The 24,753-nt window shown below is 34.1% G+C and carries 17 protein-coding genes; 5 read left to right on the forward strand and 12 right to left on the reverse strand.

Annotation, left to right across the window (positions count from 1 at the left end):
- The first annotated feature begins 79 nt into the window (after positions 1-79).
- Together ACZ5CF_RS10730 and ACZ5CF_RS10735 are read left to right on the forward strand one after the other, a co-directional pair.
- Positions 80-538 (forward strand): SRPBCC domain-containing protein, encoded by a 459-nt coding sequence (locus tag ACZ5CF_RS10730; RefSeq protein WP_464579400.1) that lies wholly within the window; start codon positions 80-82, stop codon positions 536-538.
- Positions 539-565: 27 nt separating this feature from the next.
- Positions 566-3,259 carry a S9 family peptidase gene (locus ACZ5CF_RS10735; RefSeq protein ID WP_464579401.1) on the forward strand — a complete coding sequence of 898 codons (2,694 nt, stop codon included), beginning with the start codon at positions 566-568 and terminating at the stop codon, positions 3,257-3,259.
- Positions 3,260-3,298: 39 nt separating this feature from the next.
- Here ACZ5CF_RS10735 and ACZ5CF_RS10740 read toward each other — a convergent pair whose 3' ends face one another.
- From ACZ5CF_RS10740 to mnmA, 3 genes are all read right to left on the reverse strand, one after another.
- Positions 3,299-4,609: a phenylacetate--CoA ligase family protein gene (locus ACZ5CF_RS10740; protein ID WP_464579402.1), complete on the reverse strand. Its 1,311-nt coding sequence runs from the start codon at positions 4,607-4,609 to the stop codon at positions 3,299-3,301.
- A 155-nt stretch (positions 4,610-4,764) separates the two neighbouring features.
- Positions 4,765-5,709: an NAD(P)H-dependent flavin oxidoreductase gene (locus ACZ5CF_RS10745; protein WP_464579404.1), complete on the reverse strand. Its 945-nt coding sequence runs from the start codon at positions 5,707-5,709 to the stop codon at positions 4,765-4,767.
- Between the two features lie 7 nt (positions 5,710-5,716).
- Positions 5,717-6,904, reverse strand: coding sequence for a tRNA 2-thiouridine(34) synthase MnmA (gene mnmA / locus ACZ5CF_RS10750; RefSeq protein WP_464579406.1), 1,188 nt, complete (start codon positions 6,902-6,904; stop codon positions 5,717-5,719).
- Positions 6,905-7,146: 242 nt separating this feature from the next.
- On the opposite strand from mnmA, the gene ACZ5CF_RS10755 reads away from it, so the two are divergent.
- A complete protein-coding gene (locus tag ACZ5CF_RS10755) occupies positions 7,147-9,003 on the forward strand; it encodes a fasciclin domain-containing protein (protein WP_464579407.1) in 1,857 nt (618 codons plus the stop codon).
- Positions 9,004-9,109: 106 nt separating this feature from the next.
- Here the strand turns inward: ACZ5CF_RS10755 and yidC are convergent, their stop codons facing one another.
- The 9 genes from yidC to bshC form a co-directional block, all read right to left on the reverse strand.
- Positions 9,110-10,984 (reverse strand): membrane protein insertase YidC, encoded by a 1,875-nt coding sequence (gene yidC, locus ACZ5CF_RS10760; RefSeq protein WP_464579408.1) that lies wholly within the window; start codon positions 10,982-10,984, stop codon positions 9,110-9,112.
- A 75-nt stretch (positions 10,985-11,059) separates the two neighbouring features.
- Positions 11,060-12,694 (reverse strand): CTP synthase, encoded by a 1,635-nt coding sequence (locus tag ACZ5CF_RS10765; protein WP_464579409.1) that lies wholly within the window; start codon positions 12,692-12,694, stop codon positions 11,060-11,062.
- Between the two features lie 76 nt (positions 12,695-12,770).
- A complete protein-coding gene (locus ACZ5CF_RS10770) occupies positions 12,771-13,007 on the reverse strand; it encodes a DUF3820 family protein (protein ID WP_464579410.1) in 237 nt (78 codons plus the stop codon).
- Positions 12,997-13,539, reverse strand: coding sequence for a DUF922 domain-containing protein (locus ACZ5CF_RS10775; protein ID WP_464579411.1), 543 nt, complete (start codon positions 13,537-13,539; stop codon positions 12,997-12,999). Before ACZ5CF_RS10775 ends, ACZ5CF_RS10770 begins: the two co-directional genes overlap by 11 nt.
- Entirely contained in the window at positions 13,536-13,940 is a 405-nt protein-coding gene (locus ACZ5CF_RS10780) for an OsmC family protein (RefSeq protein ID WP_464579412.1), read from the reverse strand. Before ACZ5CF_RS10780 ends, ACZ5CF_RS10775 begins: the two co-directional genes overlap by 4 nt.
- Positions 13,940-16,060 carry a LysM peptidoglycan-binding domain-containing protein gene (locus ACZ5CF_RS10785; protein WP_464579413.1) on the reverse strand — a complete coding sequence of 707 codons (2,121 nt, stop codon included), beginning with the start codon at positions 16,058-16,060 and terminating at the stop codon, positions 13,940-13,942. The genes ACZ5CF_RS10780 and ACZ5CF_RS10785 overlap by 1 nt, the downstream gene beginning before the upstream one ends.
- Before the next feature lie 10 nt (positions 16,061-16,070).
- Positions 16,071-17,600 carry a glutamine-hydrolyzing GMP synthase gene (gene guaA, locus ACZ5CF_RS10790; RefSeq protein ID WP_464579414.1) on the reverse strand — a complete coding sequence of 510 codons (1,530 nt, stop codon included), beginning with the start codon at positions 17,598-17,600 and terminating at the stop codon, positions 16,071-16,073.
- Positions 17,601-17,790: 190 nt separating this feature from the next.
- The gene (locus tag ACZ5CF_RS10795) at positions 17,791-19,164 is read right to left on the reverse strand and encodes a pyridoxal phosphate-dependent decarboxylase family protein (protein WP_464579415.1); all 1,374 of its coding nucleotides are present in this window, start codon (positions 19,162-19,164) and stop codon (positions 17,791-17,793) included.
- Positions 19,165-19,166: 2 nt separating this feature from the next.
- Entirely contained in the window at positions 19,167-20,762 is a 1,596-nt protein-coding gene (bshC, locus tag ACZ5CF_RS10800) for a bacillithiol biosynthesis cysteine-adding enzyme BshC (RefSeq protein WP_464579416.1), read from the reverse strand.
- A 128-nt stretch (positions 20,763-20,890) separates the two neighbouring features.
- On the opposite strand from bshC, the gene ACZ5CF_RS10805 reads away from it, so the two are divergent.
- Positions 20,891-23,374 (forward strand): M14 family zinc carboxypeptidase, encoded by a 2,484-nt coding sequence (locus tag ACZ5CF_RS10805; protein ID WP_464579418.1) that lies wholly within the window; start codon positions 20,891-20,893, stop codon positions 23,372-23,374.
- A gap of 106 nt (positions 23,375-23,480) precedes the next feature.
- Positions 23,481-24,752 (forward strand): carboxypeptidase-like regulatory domain-containing protein, encoded by a 1,272-nt coding sequence (locus ACZ5CF_RS10810; RefSeq protein ID WP_464579419.1) that lies wholly within the window; start codon positions 23,481-23,483, stop codon positions 24,750-24,752.
- The last annotated feature ends 1 nt before the right edge of the window (position 24,753 follow it).

Here is a 24,753-nt window from a genome sequence, read left to right on the forward strand (position 1 = left end):
CTTTCAAAATATTTCAACACTTAGCACCGAGTGCATGTCTTTTGAGCATTTCACAAAAAAAATATTCATATCAGCTAAATTGCAAACAATTTACTGGTGTTGGGCGTGCACAAATGGTTACACCTCTTGGTTTTTGCAAGAAGCTCAATTTTACAGAAACAATACGGTGCTCCCTCCAGACGAATTAATTCAAGCAGGAGACACTTATTCTTGGAAGTGGCACAACTGGAACCCTAAAGAGTCTGGAACCGTTTTAGAGGCCAATGGTAAAGACAAAATTGTATTCTCTTTTGCCGGAGACTGCAAAGTAATGGTTACCCTTAAACCCAAAAACAATTCAGTTTTAGTTACATTAACCCAATTTGACATTCCGGTAGACGATAAAAGCAAATTAGAAATCTACACGGGCTGTAGCAATGGTTGGACATTTTGGCTCACCAATCTAAAAGCCTTTTTAGAACACAACATATTATTAAACGAAACTAAAATTAATTTAAGTAATGAGCCCTTAGCGGGGTTTCAATTTGTAAATATTTAATAAGTACACATCTTTTAAAAAATCATCATGAGGTTTATTTTATTTTTTACAACAGTATTTACAGCTTCTTTTTTTGTACAAGCTCAAGAAGAAAACAAAGACCCTTCTAAATGGACTCCAGAAGATATTATCTTCACAGAATCTGCACGAAGCATAAAAATTTCTTCAGACAATAATTTGTTATTATGGTCTAAACGCCACGCTATTAAAGAAAAAGACAAGTTTGTATCGCACTTATATTTAACTCGTTTAAACAATAAAGAAAATAACGAGTTTGTTACTACGCAACTCACTTATGGCAATGAAAGCAATCACAGTGCTGTATTTGCGCCTGATAATAAAAGTATTTATTTTCTATCATCTAGAGACAAAGGAAATAAACTATGGAAACTTAGTCTTTATGGAGGTGAAGCTAAAAAGGTAAAAGAATTTAAAAACGGTATTAGTAATCTTCAATTTAAAGACAAAAACACGCTTTTGTTTGTTTCTAATGATGGTAAAACTCTTTACGAGCAACAATTAGAAGATAAAAAAGATAATGTTAAAGTTATAGAAGATTCGGTACACTGGAAAGCATCTAGAGTGTATGCTTTTAACTTAAAAAACAAAACAACAACCAGAATAACAGATAACACTAAACCTATAACAACTTATGTAGTTTCTAAAGATGGTAATTGGTTATTTTACGGTATGCAACGAAGCACCAGTTATGCTTCTGATGCACAAAAAGACCCGTTTTACTACCTTAAAAATTTGGCTACCGGTAAAGAAATTCAAATCATAAAAGATTTAGAGTTTCCTGTAGGGAGCGTTCAATTTACCAATGACAATGCAGGTTTTTATTTTACCTCAGAATATGCTTCAGACCCCGAATGGAATGGTGCCGGTATTACTGAGCTGTACTACTACACAATAGCTTCTAACACTTATAAAAAAGTAAACTTACAATGGCCTCTTGGCATTGCAAGAGGCTACCATGTTGCTAACAATAATGTTGTAGTATCGTTAGCTAATAAAGCCAGATTAGCTGTTGGGTTTTATAAAAAAGATGGTAACTCTTGGCAAAAGCAATCTCTTAATTTAAACGAAAAAAAACACCATACCGTTCCATTAGCAGTATCAAATGATGGTACCAAGATTGTTTACCAATATGCAACAGCCTCTAAACTTCCAAAATTTTATGTTGCTTCTTTAAAAAATAATAAACTCACTAATGAAGAAGAGTTTATTAAACTAAACCAAAAGCTTCAAAAAAAATCAATTACCAAAAGTGAAGTTCTGGTTTGGAAAGGTTACAATGATGATGAATTAACCGGTATTTTATACTATCCGGAAAACTATGATCCTACAAAAAAGTATCCGTTAATGCTCTCTATTCATGGAGGTCCTGCCGGAGTAGATTTAGATTTTTGGAGCGAACGTTGGAGTACGTATCCTAACATTCTGGCTCAAAAAGGAATGTTTGTTCTTAAACCAAACTACCATGGCTCATCTAATCACGGACTTGCATTTGTTGAAAGCATAAAAGGGAATTATTATGAACCCGAGCTGGAAGACATAACTAAAGCTATCAATGTATTAGTTAAAGCCGGAAAAGTAGACGCTAACAAATTAGGAGTTATGGGGTGGTCTAACGGAGCCATTTTAACTACCATGTTAACTGTACGCTATCCAGATATGTTTAAAGTAGCGGCTCCCGGTGCAGGAGATGTAAATTGGACATCTGATTATGGCACCTGCAGATTTGGTGTAAGTTTTGACCAAAGTTATTTTGGTGGAGCACCTTGGGATGATGTTAACGGGAAATTTTATAACGAAAATTACATTATTAAATCACCTCTTTTTGAAATAGAAAAGATTAAAACACCAACTATAATTTTTCACGGAAGCGAAGACAGAGCTGTACCAAGAGATCAAGGATGGGAATATTATAGAGGATTACAGCAAGTTGGCAAAGCTCCGGTTAGGTTTCTTTGGTTTCCCGGACAACCACACGGGCTACAAAAAATTACACATCAGTTAAGAAAAATGAACGAAGAGATTAAATGGATTGAAACGTATTTATTAGAAAAAGACGTTACAGAAAATGTTGCTTTCAAGAAAAAAAGTCCACTTGCACAACTTTTAGAAGTAGATAAAGCAAAAAGTACGCAAGGCCTATTTGGTGTTATGGTTAACGGTAAGTTAATTCCTGAAACTGCTTTAACTAAAAAAGATTCTATTGCAATTGGAATTTTTGAGGTTACTAATGCGCAGTTTAAAGCTTTTAGCCCAAACCATACATTTATAGCAGGATTAGATAACTATCCGGTTACTGTTACTAAAGAGCAGGCTAAAAAGTATGTTAAATGGCTCAGTGATTTAACCGGAGAAACCTACAGGCTTCCAACAAAAGACGAAGCTAAAAAACTCCATAAAAAAGCACATAAAGTAGCTCCCAAAGAAATCACGCTTAATTATTGGGCAGGTTATGAAATTACTAAAGATGAAGTTACAATGCTTTTAGAAAAGGTTAAAGAGCTAAAAGCTACATTGTTTAAAAAGGTAGGCAAAAAAAATCCGGTTACAATTGGCGATGCAAAAGTTTACGATTTAGGAGGCAATGTTGCCGAATACTATTCTGATGGTATTTACGGGTATAGTGCTTATGACTTTGTAGATAAATTTAACGACACAATGATAAACAGTAAACATGTTGGTATTAGAGTAATAAAAGAGTGATTAAATAACACTACTATTCATTATACTATTCACAAAATGCTAAGCTTCTTGCTTGGCATTTTGTTTATCATACAAATTAGTAACCTCTCTTCTCTTTCCTGAAGAAAGTAAGGGTATTTCTGTTACATACTCTATTTTAATTTGAGCATCTTTACCTAAGTAACCTTTAAACTCTTTTAAAAGCGCCTCTTCTCTTTTAATGGCATTTTCGGTATTAAGTCTAATTATATATTCTTTTTTGCCGCTTTGTATTAATTGAAATTGCTTAAAATCTCCGTACTTACATAAATGATATGCCAAGTGTGACGATACAACTTGTCCTTGAGTATTATATATAGTGTCTAAAATTCTGCCTTCAATACGTTCTATGTACGGCATTCCATTTTTATCTTTATTTAACACTGCTACATCACCTATATCATACCTAATTATGGGCATGGCATAATTAAATAAATCTGTAATAACCACTCTACCCGGCTCTCCCAAAGGGGCCGGATTATCATTTGTCATATTTAAAACTTCTATGTAATAACTAGCCAGATTTATATAAAATTTATCGTCTTTCTTAAATTGTTGAGCCAACATACCATTTTCGTTATTTGAATACCTTGATACTGCCGGGCAATTAAAGTAGTATTCTAATTTTTGTTTTGTATCAGAATCTAATCGTTCAGCAATTGCTATTATTGATTTTACATTTGTTGGAATTGGGTTGCTACAATTTTTATCTAAGTACTTGCATAGAATCCTAAAAGACGACGAATATCCAATTAACCCCGATCTTCCTCTGAAGGATATTATTTGTTTTAACAATGCATTAATATCTGAATCTGATAGTTTATAAACACTATGCGGTTTTATATTTTTAAGCCATTTTGTTACTGAAAAAAGGCCATCTGTTTTGGGCCATATTTTAATGTAAAATAACCTGTCTCCTACTTTGTACCCAGCTTTTTGAGCCATGTAAAGCGTATCAGCATTATTCCTGTAAACTTTGTTTTTATCTTGATATACTTTAAACGGCGCCCCTGTTGAGCCACTTGTACTGGCTATATGTTTTTTTTTGTTGAGGTATTTATAAGAACAAAACAAACTAAAATTATCTCTAATTATGTTTTTGTTTACAATAGGAAAATCGGTTAGAGTATTTAAGCTACTATAGTCTTGGTAATAAGAGACGGTTTCTTTAGTATGGTTTATTATGGAATTTATATAACTATCTCTACGATTTATGGAAGTTGTATTGGTAAAATTATCATTAATTAAAACAATATCATTCAAATGCTTTTTAATTGGACTTCCTTTAAGCCAATCTGCTCCCCAAAAAAAAATACCCCGAAAATTAAACATATCTATAAAGTTTGTTTAGTGATAAATGGGGAACACTATTTAAAAAGCATATTAATCCATAAGCTTTACTAAATATAGAATTAATAGTATTATTTTGTGAAAAAATACTACAAAAAGGTTAAGTTAATCGACGTATAATAATCGCTATATGATTCTTAAAAGTTTTGCACCTCTTTTTTAGCTTCTTCAAACTCAGAAACAATCTCGTTTATAATTTCTGCTGCAGGTTTAATGTCATTTATAAGTCCGGCTATTTGTCCAATTTCTAATTCTCCCTCATCTAAATCACCTTCAAACATTCCTCGTTTAGCTCTTGCTCTACCTAACAATTCTTTTAACTCATCTACCGTTGGACCTTTTTTGTAAAGCTCTTGTATGTCGTAAAAAAACTTATTCTTTAACAACCTAACCGGCGCTAATTCTTTTAGTGTAAGTTGTGTATCACCTTCTTTTGCTTCAACAACTTTCTTTTTAAAATTAATATGAGATGAGGCTTCATCACTAGCTACAAATCTGCTACCTATCTGTACTCCGTCTGCTCCTAAAACCATAGCAGCCAACATTCCTCTTCCGGTTGCTATTCCTCCGGCAGCAATTAATGGTACATTAATATGCTGTTTTACCATTGGTATTAAGGTAAACGTAGTAGTTTCTTCTCTTCCGTTATGTCCTCCGGCCTCAAAGCCTTCTGCTACAATTGCATCTACACCGGCCTCTTGGGCTTTTAAAGCAAACTTAACGCTACTTACAACATGTACTACTGTAACACCACGCTCTTTTAACCAAGAGGTCCATGTTTTTGGGTTACCGGCAGAAGTAAATACAATTTTTACCCCTTCTTCTACAATAATATTCATAATCTCTTCTATATCAGGGTAAAGCATTGGCACATTTACACCAAAGGGTTTATTAGTTGCTTTTTTGCATTTTTGAATGTGTTCCCGTAATACTTCCGGGTACATAGAGCCAGCTCCTAACAAACCTAAAGCGCCGGCATTACTGGCAGCAGATGCTAAACGCCAGCCACTTGCCCAAATCATACCGGCCTGAATAATTGGGTATTTTATACCAAATAATTGTGTTATTTTATTTTCTTTCATAGTTGTCTTACGAAATTACTCCAGAACCTATTAACTCATCTTCTATATACCAAGCTACAAACTGACCTTCTGTTATAGCAGATTGTGGTTCTGCAAATGCAACATATAATTTATCTTTTATTTGATGTACTTCTGCATCTTGCAAGGGTTGTCTGTATCTAATTCTGGCTTTAACCTTTAAAGATTGTCCGTCATTTAGTTTTAAATCTGGTCTAACCCAATGTTGCTCATCTTTATTTACTAGTAAAGCACTTCTAAACAATCCAGGATGATTTTTACCTTGTCCGGCATAAATCACATTTTCTTCAACATCTGTATCTATAACAAATAAGGGTTCGGGAGTTCCTCCCACTGCCAAGCCCTTGCGTTGTCCTTTTGTAAAATAATGAGCTCCTTGATGTTTACCAACAGTTTTACCATCGGTTACTTTGTAAGTATATTTTTTTGATAAATATGCTAACTCTTCTTCTTTAGTATTAAATTCGGGTTTTTCTTGATTATACATTTCATGACTAGCAGGAATTTCTACAATAACTCCCTCTTTTGGTTGAAGCTTTTGCTGTAAAAATTCCGGAAGTCTTACCTTACCAATAAAACATAACCCTTGCGAATCTTTCTTATCGGCTGTTATTAAATTATTTACTGCCGCAATTTCCCTAACTTGAGGTTTTGTGTACTCTCCAATAGGAAACAAGGTTTTGGCAAGCTGGTCTTGTGAAAGCTGACAAAGAAAATAAGATTGGTCTTTGTTGCCATCTTTTCCGGCTAACAACCTATGCATAGTTTTACCATTCACAGTTATGGTATCTTTTCTGCAATAATGTCCTGTAGCAACAAAATCTGCACCCAAGTCTAATGCTAGTTTTAAAAAAACATCAAACTTAATTTCTCTGTTACATAATACATCCGGATTGGGCGTTCTTCCTTTTTCATACTCATTAAACATGTAATCTACAATACGTTCTTTGTATTGCTCGCTTAAATCAACCGTCTGAAAAGGAATTCCTAATTTATCAGCAACAATCATGGCATCATTACTATCTTCTAACCACGGACACTCATTAGATATGGTTACAGAATCATCATGCCAGTTTTTCATAAAAAGCCCTATCACATCATACCCTTGTTCTTTTAAAAGGTATGCTGCAACACTAGAATCTACTCCACCAGATAATCCTACTACAACTCTTTTCATAACTAAAAATATCTGCAAAAGTATAAAAAATAGTGCGGTTTAGTGTGTTCTTTGTTAGGTAGCATAAATCCTCAACCAAATCACTTTTTTGTTTATTTATTTCACATAAAAATAAAACAAAATATTATTTACAATCCATTATAGACCAATAATATATTATGTTAAATTATTATTAATATTCTATTTTTGTTTAACTTTTTTATATTTTTGTTAAACAATTTGAATAAACAAATTCTACTACTATGAAAAAATTGGTTTACACTCTAAAGTTAATCGTTTTAGTTTTTTCGATTACAGCATTTGTATCATGTTCTGATGATGACAACGATCCTAAACCCAATCAACCAACAACAATAGCTGAGTTGGCAGCAGCAAACCCAGATTTATCTGTTTTAGTTGAAGCATTACAACGTGTAAATTTAGATGTAACGTTAAGCTCTAACGCATCTACATTTACGGTTTTAGCACCAACCAATGCAGCATTTCAAGCTGCAGGTATTACAGATTTGAGTGTGTTTACCGATGAAGAGTTAACTAACATTCTTCTAAACCACGTTATCTCGGGTGAAGTTACTTCTACTGATTTGACTACCGGTTATGTAAACACTTTAGCTGTAGGCCCAAATGATAAAAATATATCCTTACGAGTTGTAGTGGATGGCACTATTACCTTTAATGGAGTTGCATCTCCTGTGCCTAATAGTTTTGACATACAGGCTTCGAACGGTGTTATACATGTTGTAGATGCCGTAATTACCCCTCCTACAGTTACTGATTTTGCTTTAACCAATAGCGATTTTAGCATTATAGTACAAGCCCTTAGCAGATTTGGGACTACCTACACCGATTTGCTATCGGGTACAGATAATGCACCTTTTACGGTTTTTGCTCCAACCAATACAGCCTTTGAAAACTTACTAAAAGGGTTAGGCTTTGATAGTTTAGACGATGTTCCGGATGCCACGTTAGAAGCAATTTTAACATACCATGTAGTGCTAGGAGCAAATGTACAATCTGGAGACTTAACCGATGCTTTAGAAGTTGCTACTGCTTCTAACAACCAAACTTTCGAAATAGATTTAGATCCTAGTACACCACAAATTATAGATGCCTCTCCGTTTCCTGCCAACATAGTAGCCACAGATGTTCAAGGAATTAATGGTGTCATCCATGTTATAGATAAAGTAATATTACCTGAAAGCATCGTAACTGCTTTGGGAGGTTTTAATATAACAGCCTATACTGTTTTTGATAGCAATTTTACCACTCTTGGTGCAGCTTTAGAAGCAGCTGGTTTATTTGAAACTGTTAGAGACACAGACAACCTAACCGTATTTGCTCCTACAAATGCAAGCTTTGAAGCATTTTTAAGCAATAATGGGTTCAACAGTTTAAACGACATCCCAAGCGATGTATTAACTCAAACACTACTCTATCATGTAATCGGAGCTAAAGCAATGGCTTCAGATTTATCTACCAATTATTACAAAACACTCGCCCAAGAACCTACTACACAAAATGAGTTAGATATGTACATTAAAGTAGACGGCAGTGTTGTAATAAATGGCGGTGCAGATAACGGTGGTGCAACAGTTTCTATTGCAGATGTAGAAGCTACAAACGGGGTTATTCATGTAGTAGATGCTGTTATAAACCTCCCAACAGTAGTTACTTTTGCAACATCAGATGCTACTTTTAGTATTCTTGTTGAAGCATTAACCAGAGAAAGCGATTTTACATATGTACAAACGTTAAGTACTCAAGCTGGAGCTTCTCCGGCTCCGTTTACCGTATTTGCTCCTACAAACGATGCTTTTGTAGACCTTCTTGCTGAATTAAGTGTCTCTAGTTTAGATGATATAGACAGTGCTACTTTAGCAAGTACTCTAGAACATCATGTAGTAGCAGGAGCAAATGTTTTATCGGCAGATTTAATGGATAATATGACCATTACAACTTTAGGCGGAGATATAACTGCTAATGTTACCGGCGGAGCAACTTTAACAGATTCTAATAACAGAGTAAGCAATATAATAGTGGTTGATGTGCAAGCCTACAACGGTGTTGTTCATGTAATAGATAAAGTAATCTTACCATAATTTACCACTAGGTAAGAGCCTATACTTTGTCCGAGTTTTAATTGGTTTTTGCACAAAGCCCCGACACGTGTCGGGGCTTTGTAATTTTACTTATATACTAAAGTTATTATCTTTTTTTCTTCTGAGCTTCTGCCTGCTCCATCATCTCTTGCATTTTTTTCTGAAACTTATTCACCTTTTTAGGTTTTTTCTTATTTTCTTGTATTTGAGCATGTATTTTATCTTCGTCTATAATATAGTTTTTAATAACTAGCATAATACCTATGGTAATTAGGTTAGAAACAAAGTAATACAAACTCAATCCACTGGCATAGTTATTAAAGAAAATAAGCATTAATAGTGGCGAGAAGTACATCATATACTTCATCATTTTACTCATATCCGGCATTCCTTCTTGAGCTGGTTGCTGTGCCGCCATTTGCTGCCCTGTAGTCATTCTCATGTAAAAGAATATCGCTACAGAAGCTAAAATCGGGAACAAGCTAACGTGATCTCCATAAAACGGAATGTTAAACGGTAGTTTGGCAATTGTATCATATGATGATAAATCTTCTGCCCATAAAAAGCTCTTCTGACGCAAATCAAAAGCCGAAGGGAAGAACATAAATAAAGCATAGAACACCGGAAGCTGTAATAGCGCCGGAATACAACCCGCCATAGGGTTTACGCCTGCTTTACCATACAACTTCATGGTTTCTTGCTGACGCTTCATTGGGTTGTCTTTAAACTTCTCGTTTATTTCGGTTATCTCAGGGCGTAATACTTTCATTTTTGCCTGAGATAAATACGATTTGTAGGTAATTGGAGAAAGAAGTAACCTAACCAAAATTGTCATGGCTATAATAGCTACTCCATATGGTAAAAAACTACTTAAAAAGCCAAACAACGGAATAAGGAAATAACGATTAATCCAACCAAAAATACCCCATCCTAACGGAACAATCTCATCAAGATTTCTGTCGTAAGCATTTAATATTTTATAATCTGAAGGTCCATGATACCAATCCATTGTATAATTAAGCTCGCCTGCAGATAATTCTAATGGTGCTACAGTTGCAAAATTCTTGGTGTAAACGGTATCAATTGTTTCGTCTTCAACTAAATTCTCTGAGACTAATTTTGTGGTTTTAAACGGTGTATTTGTTAACAATACAGACGAGAAAAAGTGCTGCTTATAAGCCACATAGGTTACGTCTTCTGCCTCTTCTTCGGATTTTGCAGATTGACCTAAATAATCGTCCTTTCCTCCATCATATTCATATACAATTTCTGTATACCTATTTTCATACTGAATACTTTTGGCTCTACGGTAAGCCTTCATATTCCAGTTTAATTGTGGTTTTACAGCGCTATTTAGTATGTTAGAAAGACCCTGAGATCTAACTGTAAAACCAATCATATAATCGTTTGGTTTTATCTCATATCGGTACTCTAAAAATTTATTATCTGAAGCCTTGAGCTTCATAGATAGAATAGTGTTTTCTCCATTTTTGGTAACACTTGGTTCAAAGTATAAATCTTGTGTATTTAATGTTCGGTTGTCTGTAGTTGTAAATGTAAGATTAAAATTGGCGTTACCGTCTTTAATTAAATATACCGGAAGCGAATCATAGGTTACAAAATTTTTCATTTTAGCTTCTACAATTTGCCCCCCTTTGTTGCTAACCTTTAAAGAGAGTAAATTATTCTCTATAGTGGTAACCTCATCTTTAGCAGAAGGCAAAGTAGCAGCATAAGCAAAAGCTCCTAATTGTTGTGCCAAACGGTTTATTTGTAATGAATCTTGCTGTACAACTTCTGGTTTTGTTACTGGTATTTGCTCTTGCTCTGTTATAGTGTCTTGAGCAACCTGCTCTGTTGTATTTGTAGTGTTGGTGTTGTCTGGCGTGGGTTGGTTTTGGTACATTACCCAAATTAAAATTAACCCAATAAGTACAAAACCAATAATAGAGTTTAAATCAAGTTTTTTATTCTCTTCCATGAATTTTAAATTTCAGTGCTAATACCTTTTGTAGTGTTTAAAATGAACGGGCAAAAATACACCCAAAAATGCAAATTACGCCAAAGTGGCATTAGATTTCTGCTTTTTATACTCATGAGCGGCCTTAACAAACGCAACAAATAGCGGATGCGGATTGGCTACAGTACTTTTATATTCCGGATGATATTGCACACCAACAAACCACGGATGTGATGGAATTTCTACAATCTCTACCAATCCGGTTTCCGGGTTAAACCCGGTTGCTATAAGCCCTGCTGCTTCTATTTGTTCTTTGTATTTGTTGTTAAATTCATAACGATGTCTATGACGCTCAAAAATTGTTGTGCTTTGGTACACATCTGCTACAATACTATCTTCTTTTAGCTTACACTCCCAAGCTCCTAAACGCATAGTTCCGCCCTTGTGCGTTATATTTTTTTGCTCTTCCATTAAATCTATCACCGGATACGGCGTGCTCTCGTTCATTTCTGTAGAGTTAGCCTCATGTAAGCCTAACACATTTCTGGCAAATTCTATAACTGCCATTTGCATTCCTAGACAAATACCTAAAAAAGGTATGTTGTTTTCTCGCACGTATTTAACGGCTTTTATTTTGCCTTCTATACCACGTTCTCCAAAACCGGGCGCCACTAAAATTCCATCCATTTTGGCAATAGTGTTATTTAAAACATCATCGGTTATATGCTCTGAATGAATGGTGGTTACCTCTACTTTAATTTCGTTTTCTGCTCCGGCATGAATAAAAGATTCTAAAATAGATTTATAAGAATCTTGTAGCTCTACATATTTTCCAACTAAGCCAATTTTAACAGTATCCTTAGGATTTTTATGTCTTTTTATAAATTCATTCCAACGTGATAAATCAGGAGTATTATTTGCAGGCAAGGCTAGTTTTTTTAAAGCTACGCTATCTAATCCTTCTTGTAGCATTAAATTTGGCACATCGTAAATAGTATCTGCATCTATAGATTGTATTACAGCTTCTCTTTTTACATTGCAAAACAATGCTAGTTTATCACGCAAATCATCAGATAATTCGTGTTCTGTTCTACACACTAAGATATCTGCTTTTATACCACTCTCCATGAGTGTTTTTACAGAGTGCTGGGTTGGTTTTGTTTTTAACTCTCCTGCTGCAGAAAGGTATGGTACAAGCGTTAAATGTACTACAATAGCGTTGTTATCTCCCAGTTCCCATAATAACTGCCTAACAGCTTCTATATATGGTAAACTTTCTATATCACCAACAGTCCCTCCAATTTCTGTTATAACTATATCGTATTCTCCGCTATTTCCTAAAATTTGAATACGTTCTTTTATCTCGTTAGTAATATGTGGTATTACTTGTACTGTTCTACCTAAAAATTCTCCTCTTCGTTCTTTTTCTATTACACTCTGATAAATTCTACCGGTTGTAACATTATTTGCTTGAGACGTTTTAATATTAAGAAAACGCTCATAATGACCTAAATCTAAATCGGTTTCTGCACCATCATCTGTTACGTAGCACTCACCATGCTCGTATGGGTTTAATGTTCCGGGATCTACATTTATATAGGGGTCCAGCTTTTGTATGGTAGTTTTATACCCTCGAGCCTGTAATAATTTTGCAAGTGAAGCTGCTATAATTCCTTTTCCTAAAGAAGATGTAACCCCTCCGGTTACAAAAATATATTTAGTAATAGCCATGAAAGATGCGTTGTGTTATTAACGCGCACAAAAATACAAATTGATAGCGGATTAATAAAAAATGAAGGTGTTAAAGCTAATATTTTTTTGGCTCCGGAAATTGTTTCTGTATTTTTCTAATTACAGGTTCTAAACCGTTAATTTTCAATTCGTAAGCAGCTTGAAGCATCATTCCCAACTTTCCCTCAGGAAAGCCTTTTTGTTTAAACCAAACAAAATAGGCATCTGGTAAGTCTATTAAATATTTGCCTTTGTATTTTCCGAAAGGCATTTTATAGTGTGCTAATGATACAAGAAACTCATTATTTTGCATAGTTTCTTGTTTGATGTAACATAGTCTCTACTTTCTTTTTCCAGATTAATTGTTGTTCTGTATTTCTTGAGAAGTTTGTTTCGGCATCATACTTTTTTTGCATTGTACGTAATTGCTTTAAAATAGCATTATAAATAGCTTCTACCTCTTGCTTAACATTTTTGTTAAATTCTGCATTGGCGAGTTCGGCTCTCATTTTGCGAGCATGAAGCTCAGTAATATCAAAATGAAGCTGTTCGTGAAGTAACATTTTATCTGAAGCCAATTCTTTTTTATACCACGATTTATTTGGATAAAAGTATGCTGTTGCATCGCAGTTTACTTGCATTTTACCATTTATTCGCTCTCCAGATAATCTGTACGAGATTCCACTGGCTGTCACAGCAGCAGCCTTGGTAGTAAAATCAGGATTAGCTTTGAAATATACCCAAGTGAGTTTAAAATTTTCACGCCAAGCTATAGCTTTATCATTATCAAGTTTATTAAAAAACAAACTAAATACTAAGAAAGCTATGCTTAAACCCGTTTTCATTCTCCCCAACTAAACGTTATGTTTTTCTCTATATCAGGATGCAAACTGTAATGAACCGGACAAGTATTGGCTGTATGCTCTAATATTTTTTGAGTTTTAGCATCTAGCACTTTCGGAAATTTCAATGCCACTTCAATTTTAGCTATACGCCTTGGGTTAGAACCCATATGCTTTACAACTTGAGCCGTTGCACCAGTAATATCTACCTCTAAATCTCTTGCTTTAATTCCCATAACCGTAAGCATACAACTAGCTAAAGCGGTTGCAACGGTATCTGTAGGAGAAAATGCCTCTCCTTTACCATTATTATCTATGGGAGCATCTGTAATAAAAGTGTTCCCTGATTTTATGTGTAAACACTCTGTTCTTAGATTTCCTATATATGTAACTTTGGCTGTCATTAGTTTGCAATATTTACTTCTTTAATTTCCATATCTTCATATTTTAAAATATGGCCAGAATTGTTATAATATCCTGAAAAGAATTTTTTGTTATAACTGAATTTATTTTCTACATATTCTGTTTCACCTACTTTTCTAACTACATCAAAAAAATTGGGTTTATAAGCTAAGCGCAGTAATACATCAAAAGTAATATCAAAGCCTCTTGTAGCATATCTGTTAGGTTCTGTTTTAAATCTTTTTTTATACTGTTTTACAAAAAGGTTGTCTTTTGGCGCAATCCCATCTGTTTGAGGAAAATGAAAATTTAAATTAGATAAGTAACTATTAGAAATACTTTCACTATCAAAAGCTTTTGTTTTGTTTGTAGTAAATAGCTTTATAGTATAGTCTTCTAATGAATTTACCGAATTTAAAACAGAGGTTACATTAGCAAGTAAAGACTCGCTTGCAATTTCTACAATAACCCAATTTTGGTTAGTGTTAGATAATAATGGCTCAATGTCTTCGGTTTTTATAAATAAATTTTCTGAAGGTGTTAGCACCTTAGCATCCGGAAACACATTTAAAATCTTGTTTTGAACATGTGCGTGTTCCGTATCTGTAATAACTATAAGGTTGCTACTATCTCTTACTTTTTTAATATATACTATCATTAAATCTCTAAGTGATTCTTCGGTAGGTACTGTTAAAAATACATTTTCCTGAAGGTTTATTTTACTGTTAGTAAGTGGCGATAAAACCGGAATGTTGAATGGTTTTAACTGCTGAGCCATTTCGTTAAAGGCATCCGGATAAATAGGTCCGATAACTGCATTAGTACCCGAAAAACTGTTTTGCTGAACTATATCTCTGATTTTCTGCCTGCTGGCTTCACTATCAAAAGTTTTTACATCTACAAAGAGCCCTAGTTTTTGAACAGAATCTAAAGCTATTAATGCCCCTGAATAAAAATCTGTTGCGTATTTTACCGCATTATCTTTTTTAAGTTTCTCTGCAACGCTTTCCGGAGTACTAAAATCTATTGTATTAACTCTAAACGGAAGAACAAATGCTATTTTAGAACGGTTGCCAACATTTATACTATCTAACAAGTTAAATTTCTCTACAACTACAGAGTTTTTAACATCTAATCCTAAGGCTTTTGCTTTTGGGATTTTTAAAACCATCCCTGCAATAAGTCCTTTTTCTTTCAGTTCCGGATTCCATTCCTGTAGCTCTTCTTTGGTAGCATTAAGTTTAAGTTTTAACCTAAAATACCCCTCTTTAGGTTTAACCTCATAAAACACATAGTTTTCTGCATTTATTAGTTTTTGTTGTACCTCTTTATTAGGTACTTTTAACACCATTCCGCTTTGTAAGCCTAATTCTCTTAACGAAGGGTTAAGTGCCATTAGCTCTTGCTCACTTACACCAAGTTCTTTAGTTAAACTAAACATGGTTTGTTTGGGTGGTACAACGTAATCTTTAAATGCTTTTACTGAAATAGAATCTAAGACTATTTTTTTAGCTTTTGGCACATATAATTGTTCTCCAATATCTATAATCTCTTGCATTTTTGGGTTTAATGCATGCAAGCTATCTACACTTATACCAAATTTATTAGCAATGCTCCACCTGGTTTCTTTAGGTTGTACAGTGTAGGTAGTGAAGTTAAGCGTATCTATTAGTGTTTCTGTTACAATAGGAGTTCTGTATTTTGGTATTTGTAATACCATTCTTCTTTTTAATCCTTCTGAATATAATCGTGGATTATATTTTTTTATCTCTTCTTCTGTAACTCCAAATTCTTTAGCAAGCCCAAACAATGTCTCTTTTCTTTTTACTTTATAGCGAATAAAACCGTAAGGTTTTCTGGGTTCTTGCGAAGTAGTTATGTTAGTTTGCTCTGATTTTTTTGAAGTGTTTTTAACAGCTATAACTAACATCATATTAGGCTGTAACCCTTTTTTTAAATCCGGGTTAAGCTTAAAAATATCGTAGGGAGTTACCTTATATTTTTTTGCAATACTCTCTACAGATTCGCCATCTAAAACTTTGTGCTTAATATGTTGCACCTGAAACGCAAATAATGCGTTACTTAAAAAAACAAATAGTAGTACAGTAAGTGCTCTTCTCATAGGTATTTTTTTATTCCCACTCAATAGTTGCCGGGGGTTTAGAACTAATGTCATATACTACTCTATTAACGCCTTTTACTCTATTTATTATTGCATTAGAAACTTTTTGTAAAAACTTATACGGTAAATGCACCCAGTCTGCCGTCATTCCGTCTGTGCTTTCTACTGCTCTTAGCGCAACACATTTTTCGTATGTGCGCTCATCTCCCATTACTCCTACACTCTCTACCGGTAACAAAATAGCGCCTGCTTGCCACACCTTGTCATACAATCCTTCTTGCTTTAAGGCATTTATAAAAATAGCATCTACCTCTTGTAAAATTGCTACTTTTTCTGGAGTTATATCTCCAAGTATTCTAATGGCCAATCCGGGCCCCGGAAACGGGTGTCTGCCCAACAGTTCTTTATCTATTCCTAACGATGCTCCTACTCTTCTAACCTCATCTTTAAATAACATTCTAAGTGGCTCTACTACTTTTAATTTCATAAAGTCCGGTAAACCACCCACATTATGGTGTGATTTTATAGTTACCGATGGACCGTTTACTGAAACTGATTCTATCACATCCGGATAAATGGTACCTTGCCCTAACCACTTAGCATCTTCTATTTTATTCGCTTCGTCATCAAAAACTTCAATAAAAACCCTTCCTATTGTTTTTCGTTTGGCTTCAGGATCACTAATACCTTTCAAAGCATTCAAAAAGCGTGCCGAAGCATCTACTCCTTTTACATTTAGCCCCATACCTTCGTACTGGGTAAGTACACTTTGAAACTCATTTTTTCTAAGTAGTCCATTGTTAACAAAAATACAATGCAATTGTTTTCCAATAGCTCTATGCAACAGTACAGCTGCCACGGTAGAGTCTACTCCTCCTGATAATCCCAAGACTACTTTATCATTACCAATTTGTTGTTTTAAATTGGCAACTGTCATATCTACGAAATTATCGGGTGTCCAGGTTTGCTTTACACCCGAAATTTTTACTAAAAAATTTTCTAATAGTTGTTTACCATCGGTAGAATGATACACTTCCGGATGAAATTGTATAGCATACGTATCTTCTGCTTCTATTCTATACGCTGCATTCTCTACATCGGCAGTGCTCGCCAATTTAATTGCATTATCGGGTAGTTGTTTTATGGTGTCACTATGGCTCATCCATACCTGACTTCCTTGCTGTATGCCCTCAAAAAAAGGTTCGTTGCTTTTAACAAAAGATAAATTAGCTCTACCATATTCTCGAGTATCTGAAGGCGCTACCAATCCGCCATTAAAATGTGCCAAGTATTGAGCACCATAGCAAATTGCCAGTAAAGGTTTTGTGCCTCTAATTTTTGATAAATCAGGATGAGGAGCATTTTCTGCTCTTACCGAAAATGGCGATCCCGATAAAATTACGGCCTTAAAATCTGATACATTGTTTGGTAAGTTGTTGTACGGATGAATTTCGCAGTAAATATTTAGCTCTCTAACACGACGAGCAATTAGTTGGGTGTACTGCGAGCCGAAGTCTAAAATTAATACGGTGTTTTGCATGCGCAAAAATAGTAAATTGAATATTTAGAGGTCTATTTTTATAGTGTTTAATTTTCGTTAAAAAAAATCGCCCGAGAAAACTCGGGCGAAATCATCATTGCTTTTTGTTGATGTTTGTAACCAACTTAACCTAACCTTTTGTATATATAACAACTAAACTTAAAAAAACCCTACCTTAAAATTTATTTTTTTACAACAAACTATCTAAAATAGCTTTAATGTCTTCTTCTGTAGTATGCGGATTAATAAAGCAAAAACGTAATACCATCTCAAAATCATCGCCTTTTTTCCATTTAGTTGGTGTTACTAAAGCAAATCCTTCGCTGTGGTTTTTATACGTCCAGTTTTTATAATCCTCTTCGGTCCATCCTTTTCTTCTAAATAATACACAAGACAAGCTAGGTTCTCTTACAAGTTCTGTTGCTTGGTGGTTATTAATCATTTCTCCGGCAATATTAGCCAGCTCTATACCTCTTTCTATTGCTTTTTTGTATTGATTGGTACCATGTGTAGCTAAAGAAAACCAAAGTGGCAACCCTCTAACCCTTCTGGTAAGCTGTATTTGGTATTCTGATGGATTAAACCCATATGCTCCCTCATCTTTAAAAATGTCTAAATACGAACCTTCTTGCGCATGTGCTTGTTTTGCCAGTTCAGGTTTTTTGTAAATAACAGCACCACAATCATAAGGAGAAAACAACCATTTATGCGGATCTATAGTAATGCTATCTGCTCGTTCTATTCCATTAAATAAATGTCTAACAGAATCGGCTGCTAAAGCGCCTCCTCCGTAAGCAGCATCTACATGAAACCAAAGATTTTCTTTCTCGCAAACATTGGCAATTCCTTCTAAATCATCTATAATACCGGCATTAGTTGTTCCGCCGGTAGCTACAACACCAAACAGTCTTTTACGTTCAGATTCTGTTAAACCATCTATACATTTTTGAAGCTCAGAGCCTAACAATTTATCTTCTGATGGAATAAGTAACATATCTACATCAATTACTTTGGCCATAGCCTTAACAGAGGAATGCGCTCCGATAGATGTAATTAATAATCCTTTTTGATTTCTGTGCGACTCGTCTTTAGCTCTCCAGTGCTCTCTGGCCGTTACCATTGCAGATAAATTAGCTGCTGTACCTCCGCTGGTAAATACTCCAAATGCTCCTTTGGGTAGCCCTGTAATACTCACCAGCCACTTCATAGCTTCATTTTCACAAAAAATACCTCCTGCTCCTTCCATCCAGTAAGCTCCATGTATACTTGAAGCAGATGTAACCAAATCAAACATTACTGCTGCACGTGTTGGTGATGCCGGTACAAATGCTAAATGTCTTGGATGATCTATAGGTACGGTAGCTTTAACTAAAATATCTTTAAAAAGCTGAAAAGCTTTTTCACCACCAATTCCTTCTGGAGTAACAGTTTCTCCAACTAATTTTAAGAGTTCTTCTTCTTTTTTTGGTCTGCCAAATTCAGGATTTCTATTGGTAATTCTATTAATAGCATACTTCATGACGTCTAGCGTCATCTCTACCAAATCTATATCTACGTTATGCATGATTATATTATAAGGATTGAAAACTGATGCTGCAAAGGTCTTAAATTTTGCAATAAAACATCTAGCAATTGCGCACCGTTTTCTATGTAAAATTCAGAAAAATTACAATTTCTTTCTTGTAATTTTTCTTCAGGGAAAAGTTCTTCGTGAATGTCAGTTAGCCTATTTACATGATCTTTTAACTTACGTTTTTGAGCCTTAAGAAGTCTTTTTTCTAATTTTTCCAGTCCTTTAGTTTGTTTAACTTCTTGTGCTTTAACCGCTCCTAAAAAAGAGGCATCTGTTTTTTTTGCTATTTCATAAAGCGCTTTAAATTGTTCTTGTAAGTACTTTTTTTGCTGAGAAAAATCTATTTCTATATCTGATATCTCTTTTACTTTATTATTTACTAAACTATTTCTATCTAAAAACAGTTGGTTAAAGTTCACTGAAAGTTTATGTAGCTTTTTTTCTTGCTTAGAATTAATTAATAATACAGAGTTTCTTAAAAGTAACATTGGAAATGTAACATTCTCTGCTTTAAACAGTTCTTTTAATTGCAGCCAATATGCTAATTCTCCGCCTCCTCCTATATAACACATATTTGGTAATATTACTTCTTGATATAAGGGTCTGAGCAGTACATTTGGCGAAAATCGTTCAGGATTTTCTTTAATTTCAGAAAGTAATTGCTCTTTTGTAAAGCTAATTTTAGTGTTTAATACTTCAAATTTATTATCTGCTTGAACAATTCGTTCGCGTACCCCTTTTTGTAAATAAAACAAGTTAATATCTCTGGGGTTTACCTGCACCTTGTATCCTAAATCAGAAAGATTTTCTGATGTACTTTTAACTGTTTTAAGTGCGCTTTTATTTTCTATTTCGGATATTAAATACGGTCCAAAAAGCTGTTTTAATACTCTACTATTAGCATCAATAATAACTAATCCCTCTTCTTTAAAAAGCTCGTTTGCCAAATATCTGGTAGCCTCTGCTAATGTTTCATGTTTTAAATAACTTTCTTTAAATAAGGTTACTAGTTTTTGTGCGTTTTCTGTATCTCCTAACTCTTGTTCTAAAACGTCACAAACCTCCTGTAACCCTTTAGTTTTTAACTCTCCTACTGCACCGGTAGCTTCTGTATTCCAACTAATTTTTTTGCCTTTGTATTTAAAGAAATTAATTTCATTAAAATCATGATCTTCTGTAGCCATCCAATAAACAGGTACAAAATTATAATCAGGATAAGCTTTCTTTAAGGTTTTGGTAAGGTTTATAGTACTTACAATTTTATATAGAAAATAAAGCGGACCGGTAAATAAATTTAACTGATGTCCGGTAGTTATTGTGAACGTGTTTTTTTGCTGCAACAGCAATATGTTGTTTTTGGTTTTTTTTGAAGCTAAAACTTTATCATACTGAGCTAAAAGCTCATGTACTAATACCTCTCTATTATTGTGATTAAAATTTGCTGATTTCTCTTGTAATTGAAGTTTAGCGTTTTCTATTGTTGGAAATCTGTTGTAAAACTTATCTAATTCGGGTTTTTGCTCTAAATAATCACAAATTAGCTCTGAAAAAAAACCGGTTTCTTTATACGGAACAGTATGTAAAGACATAGAAAACAAAATTAGAGATGGTAAATATAAAACTCTTTTAGTGGATATAATTCCTAAAAATAAGTTAACGCGCTTTTGGTTTCATATTTATTAGTAGTTTTATAGACACTAAAACTAAATTAACCATTATGAAGCATTTTTGCGCTTTAATAGCCTTTTTCATCTCGGCTGTTACAATTTCTCAGAATGTTAAATCACCAAAGGATTTTTTAGGTTACGAGTTAGGAACTCGCTTTACAAGACATCATCAGGTTGTAGATTATTTTAAGCATGTGGCACAAAATTCTAACATGGTCTCTCTGCAAGAGTATGGTAAAACCAATGAAGGCAGATTGCTACAAGTTGCCTATGTTTCTAGTCCGGAAAACTTAGCAAATCTTGAAAACATCAGAAAAAGTCATTTAGCTAATGCGGGTATAGAAACCAGCACTACAAATAACAACAAAGCAATTGTTTGGTTAAGCTACAATGTACACGGTAACGAAAGCTCAAGCACCGAAGCTGCCATGAATACAATTTATAAACTAATTACAGAAAAACAAGATTGGTTAAACAATGCTGTTGTTATTATAGATCCGTGTATAAATCCAGACGGTAGAGACCGCTACGTAAATTGGTATAATCAGGTAAAGAGTACTCCTTACATTAAGTTACAAAGCGCTAAAGAACATCATGAGCCCTGGCCCGGTGGAAGACCAAATCACTATCTGTTTGATTTAAACAGAGATTGGGCATGGGCTACACAAATAGAAACTCAGCAACGTTTAAAGATTTACAATAAATGGTTGCCTCATATACATGTAGATTTTCATGAGCAAGGTATAAATGAACCCTACTATTTTGCCCCTGCTGCAGAACCATACCACGAAGTAATTACTGGTTGGCAACGTGATTTTCAGGTGCAAATTGGTAAAAACCATGCAAAATATTTTGATGCCAACGGATGGTTATACTTTACACGAGAACGTTTTGATTTGCTTTATCCAAGCTACGGAGACACCTACCCTACTTTTACTGGAGCTATTGGTATGACCTACGAGCAAGCAGGACATGGTAGAGCCGGACTAGGTATTTTAACTGACGAAGGCGATGAGCTAACATTGATTGATAGAATTGCACACCATACCACCACAGGCTTATCAACTGTAGAGATTGCTGTAAACAATGCAGAAAGACTAAATAATGAGTATAAAAAATACTTTAACAACAAAAATTTCACTTACAAAAGTTATGTGCTGCAAGGGGATAAAGACAAACTTAACGACCTAAAAACACTTTTAGATAAACATGATATAAAATATGGGTATGCTACAAGAAAAAAAGTTTTTGGATACCATTACGCAAGAAACGGATTAGGAAGTATTAATGCAACAAACCAAGATTTGGTAGTAAGCACAAATCAACCAAAAGGCAAACTTATTAAAGCGCTTTTTGAACCCAACGCAAAACTAAGCGACTCTCTTACGTATGATATAACAGCTTGGAGCATACCTTACGCTTATGGGTTAAATACTGTTGCTGCAACTAATTATGTGCAAACCACAACTACTCAAGAACAAACAATAGTAAATAACACGCCATTTAAAGATGCTTTTGCGTATGTGAGCAAATGGGATAATTTAAAAGATGCTTCTTTTTTAAGTGAGCTATTACAAAAAGGTATTCGTGTTAGATTTACCGAAAAACCATTTACTACAAACGGAAAAACATATAAGCCCGGCACATTAATGATTATTAGAGGCGACAATAAATCTGTAGTTGATTTTGATGAAATTGTTGTACAAACTGCCAATAAATTAAACAGGCAATTAACCCCTATATCAACAGGTTTTGCAACAACAGGTGTAGATGCCGGATCTCCGGATGTAAAAGAAATTAAAAATCAACAGATTGCTGTTTTATCAGGTAAATATACCTCATCGTTAAGCTTTGGCGAGATATGGTATTTCTTTGAACAAGAGTTAAAATACCCTGTTACAGTTGTAGACACCGATTATTTTAACACCCAAATGTTAAACAAGTTTCATGTACTTATTTTACCCAACGGGTATTATTATAGCTTGTTTAATGAAAAACAGTTAGATGCTCTAAAATCATGGGTAAGAAGAGGCGGTAAAATAATAGCTGTTGGAAATGCTGTTGATGCTTTTGCTGATGCAGAAGGATTTGGTATTACCAGAAAAAAATCAGAAACAACAGAAGAAGATACTTCAAAACCAAATTTAACGCCTTATAAAGATAGAGAAAGAGAAGCTATCTCTAATTACATCACAGGAGCAATATTTAATGCAAAAGTAGATAATTCTCATCCGCTTGCATTTGGCTATCCTACTCAGTATCACACCTTAAAACTTAGCAGCCAAAAATATAATTTACTTAAAGATGGTTATAATGTTGTGTACCTTAATAATGCTAAAGTGGTTTCTGGTTTTGCCGGTAAAAAAGCTTTAGAAAACATGGAAAATACACTTGTTTTTGGCGAGCAGCCAATGGGCAATGGAAGCATAATTTATATGGTAGACAACCCTTTATTTAGAGCATTTTGGCAAAATGGAAAACTGTTTTTTGCTAATGCTGTTTTTATGAGTAATGTAAATTTATTTGAGCTTTAATATAAACGCCCTGTAGTGTAAGCTGCAGGGCGTTAAAAAAATGCTAATTGTAGGATATACAGCTATTTTTTTGTAATTTTTATTCAGAATATAATTATATCATGCAATGAAAAGCATTTTAAATAAACGTGATACTTTTTTTTCTTTAATTTTCGTTTTATCACTTACTTTATCTCTTTTTGGGCAAAACCAACAATTCAAAGAATTTAAAGGAGTAGTAAAAGATTCTGATACTAGAAAACCTTTAGTTTTTGCTGATTTAAGTATAGAAGGAACTAACATTAGTACTATTACCAATACAGAAGGAGAATTTTTATTAAAAGTTCCAGAAGCATATTTGTCTAATACATTACAGGTATCTTTTTTGGGTTACGAAACTAAAACAATGCCCATAACATCTTTAAAACAAGATGATAATACTATTTATTTAACTACAAAGGTTACACAGCTTTCTCAAGTAAACATAAATATGCCTAAAAGCGCATTAAAGCTTGTTCAAGAAATGTTAAAACGAAAAGGCAACAACTATTTTAGCAATAGTACTATAATGACTGCTTTTTACAGAGAAACCATTAAAAAACGAAGAAAAAATGCATCGCTTTCTGAAGCTGTTATAGAAATTTATAAAACTCCATACAACAATGCCAAAAACGACGTTGTTAAGTTAATTAAAGCGCGTAAAAACACTAATTATTCTCGATTAGATACTGTTGCTTTAAAGCTGCAAGGAGGCCCTTACAATACTGTTTACACAGACTTAATTAAATATCCTCGTTTTGTGTTTGATGAAAATAATTTATCTGAATATCATTTTAGTTTTGCTCCTACTACACAAATAAACAACAGGCTGGTATACGTTGTAAATTTTGAGCCTCAACCGTATGTGTCTGTTCCGCTCTATTATGGTAAACTTTTTATAGATGCAGAAACTTTTGCATTGGTAAGCGCTATTTATAATTTAAATGTAGAAAACAGAGAGCTTGCAAGCGAAATGTTTGTAAAACGAAAGCCCAAAAAAGTAAAGGTTTATCCAACAGAAGTTGCTTACAGAGCAGATTACAGAATTGCCAATGGCAAATGGTATTTTGGCTATAGCAATGTTAGGTTAACCTTTAAAATTAACTGGAAACACAAACTGTTTAATAGTGTTTACACACTTTCTAGTGAGATGGCTGTAACAGACTGGCAAACCAACACAACAGGACAAGCTCCTAAAGGAAAAGAGCGTTTAAAACCCTCGGTTATTTTGGCTGATGAAGCCTCAGGTTTTGCAGATCCTGAGTTTTGGGGAGAATATAATATAATTGAACCCGAAAAGTCTATAGAATCGGCTATTAAAAAAATAAGCAGACAATTAAAAAGAAGTCAATCTAAATAAC

The sequence above is a fragment of the Lutaonella thermophila genome (genome assembly GCF_055387725.1).

Bases quoted from the DNA above. Each gene is read 5' to 3' on its own strand.
- bshC (WP_464579416.1), bottom strand. From the start codon at position 20,762: ATGTCTTTACATACTGTTCCGTATAAAGAAACCGGTTTTTTTTCAGAG.
- ACZ5CF_RS10765 (WP_464579409.1), bottom strand. From the start codon at position 12,694: ATGGCTATTACTAAATATATTTTTGTAACCGGAGGGGTTACATCTTCT.
- ACZ5CF_RS10775 (WP_464579411.1), bottom strand. From the start codon at position 13,539: ATGAAAACGGGTTTAAGCATAGCTTTCTTAGTATTTAGTTTGTTTTTT.
- ACZ5CF_RS10780 (WP_464579412.1), bottom strand. From the start codon at position 13,940: ATGACAGCCAAAGTTACATATATAGGAAATCTAAGAACAGAGTGTTTA.
- ACZ5CF_RS10755 (WP_464579407.1), top strand. From the start codon at position 7,147: ATGAAAAAATTGGTTTACACTCTAAAGTTAATCGTTTTAGTTTTTTCG.
- ACZ5CF_RS10735 (WP_464579401.1), top strand. From the start codon at position 566: ATGAGGTTTATTTTATTTTTTACAACAGTATTTACAGCTTCTTTTTTT.
- ACZ5CF_RS10745 (WP_464579404.1), bottom strand. From the start codon at position 5,709: ATGAAAGAAAATAAAATAACACAATTATTTGGTATAAAATACCCAATT.
- ACZ5CF_RS10810 (WP_464579419.1), top strand. From the start codon at position 23,481: ATGAAAAGCATTTTAAATAAACGTGATACTTTTTTTTCTTTAATTTTC.
- ACZ5CF_RS10805 (WP_464579418.1), top strand. From the start codon at position 20,891: ATGAAGCATTTTTGCGCTTTAATAGCCTTTTTCATCTCGGCTGTTACA.
- ACZ5CF_RS10770 (WP_464579410.1), bottom strand. From the start codon at position 13,007: ATGCAAAATAATGAGTTTCTTGTATCATTAGCACACTATAAAATGCCT.
- ACZ5CF_RS10785 (WP_464579413.1), bottom strand. From the start codon at position 16,060: ATGAGAAGAGCACTTACTGTACTACTATTTGTTTTTTTAAGTAACGCA.
- guaA (WP_464579414.1), bottom strand. From the start codon at position 17,600: ATGCAAAACACCGTATTAATTTTAGACTTCGGCTCGCAGTACACCCAA.
- ACZ5CF_RS10795 (WP_464579415.1), bottom strand. From the start codon at position 19,164: ATGCATAACGTAGATATAGATTTGGTAGAGATGACGCTAGACGTCATG.
- mnmA (WP_464579406.1), bottom strand. From the start codon at position 6,904: ATGAAAAGAGTTGTAGTAGGATTATCTGGTGGAGTAGATTCTAGTGTT.
- yidC (WP_464579408.1), bottom strand. From the start codon at position 10,984: ATGGAAGAGAATAAAAAACTTGATTTAAACTCTATTATTGGTTTTGTA.
- ACZ5CF_RS10740 (WP_464579402.1), bottom strand. From the start codon at position 4,609: ATGTTTAATTTTCGGGGTATTTTTTTTTGGGGAGCAGATTGGCTTAAA.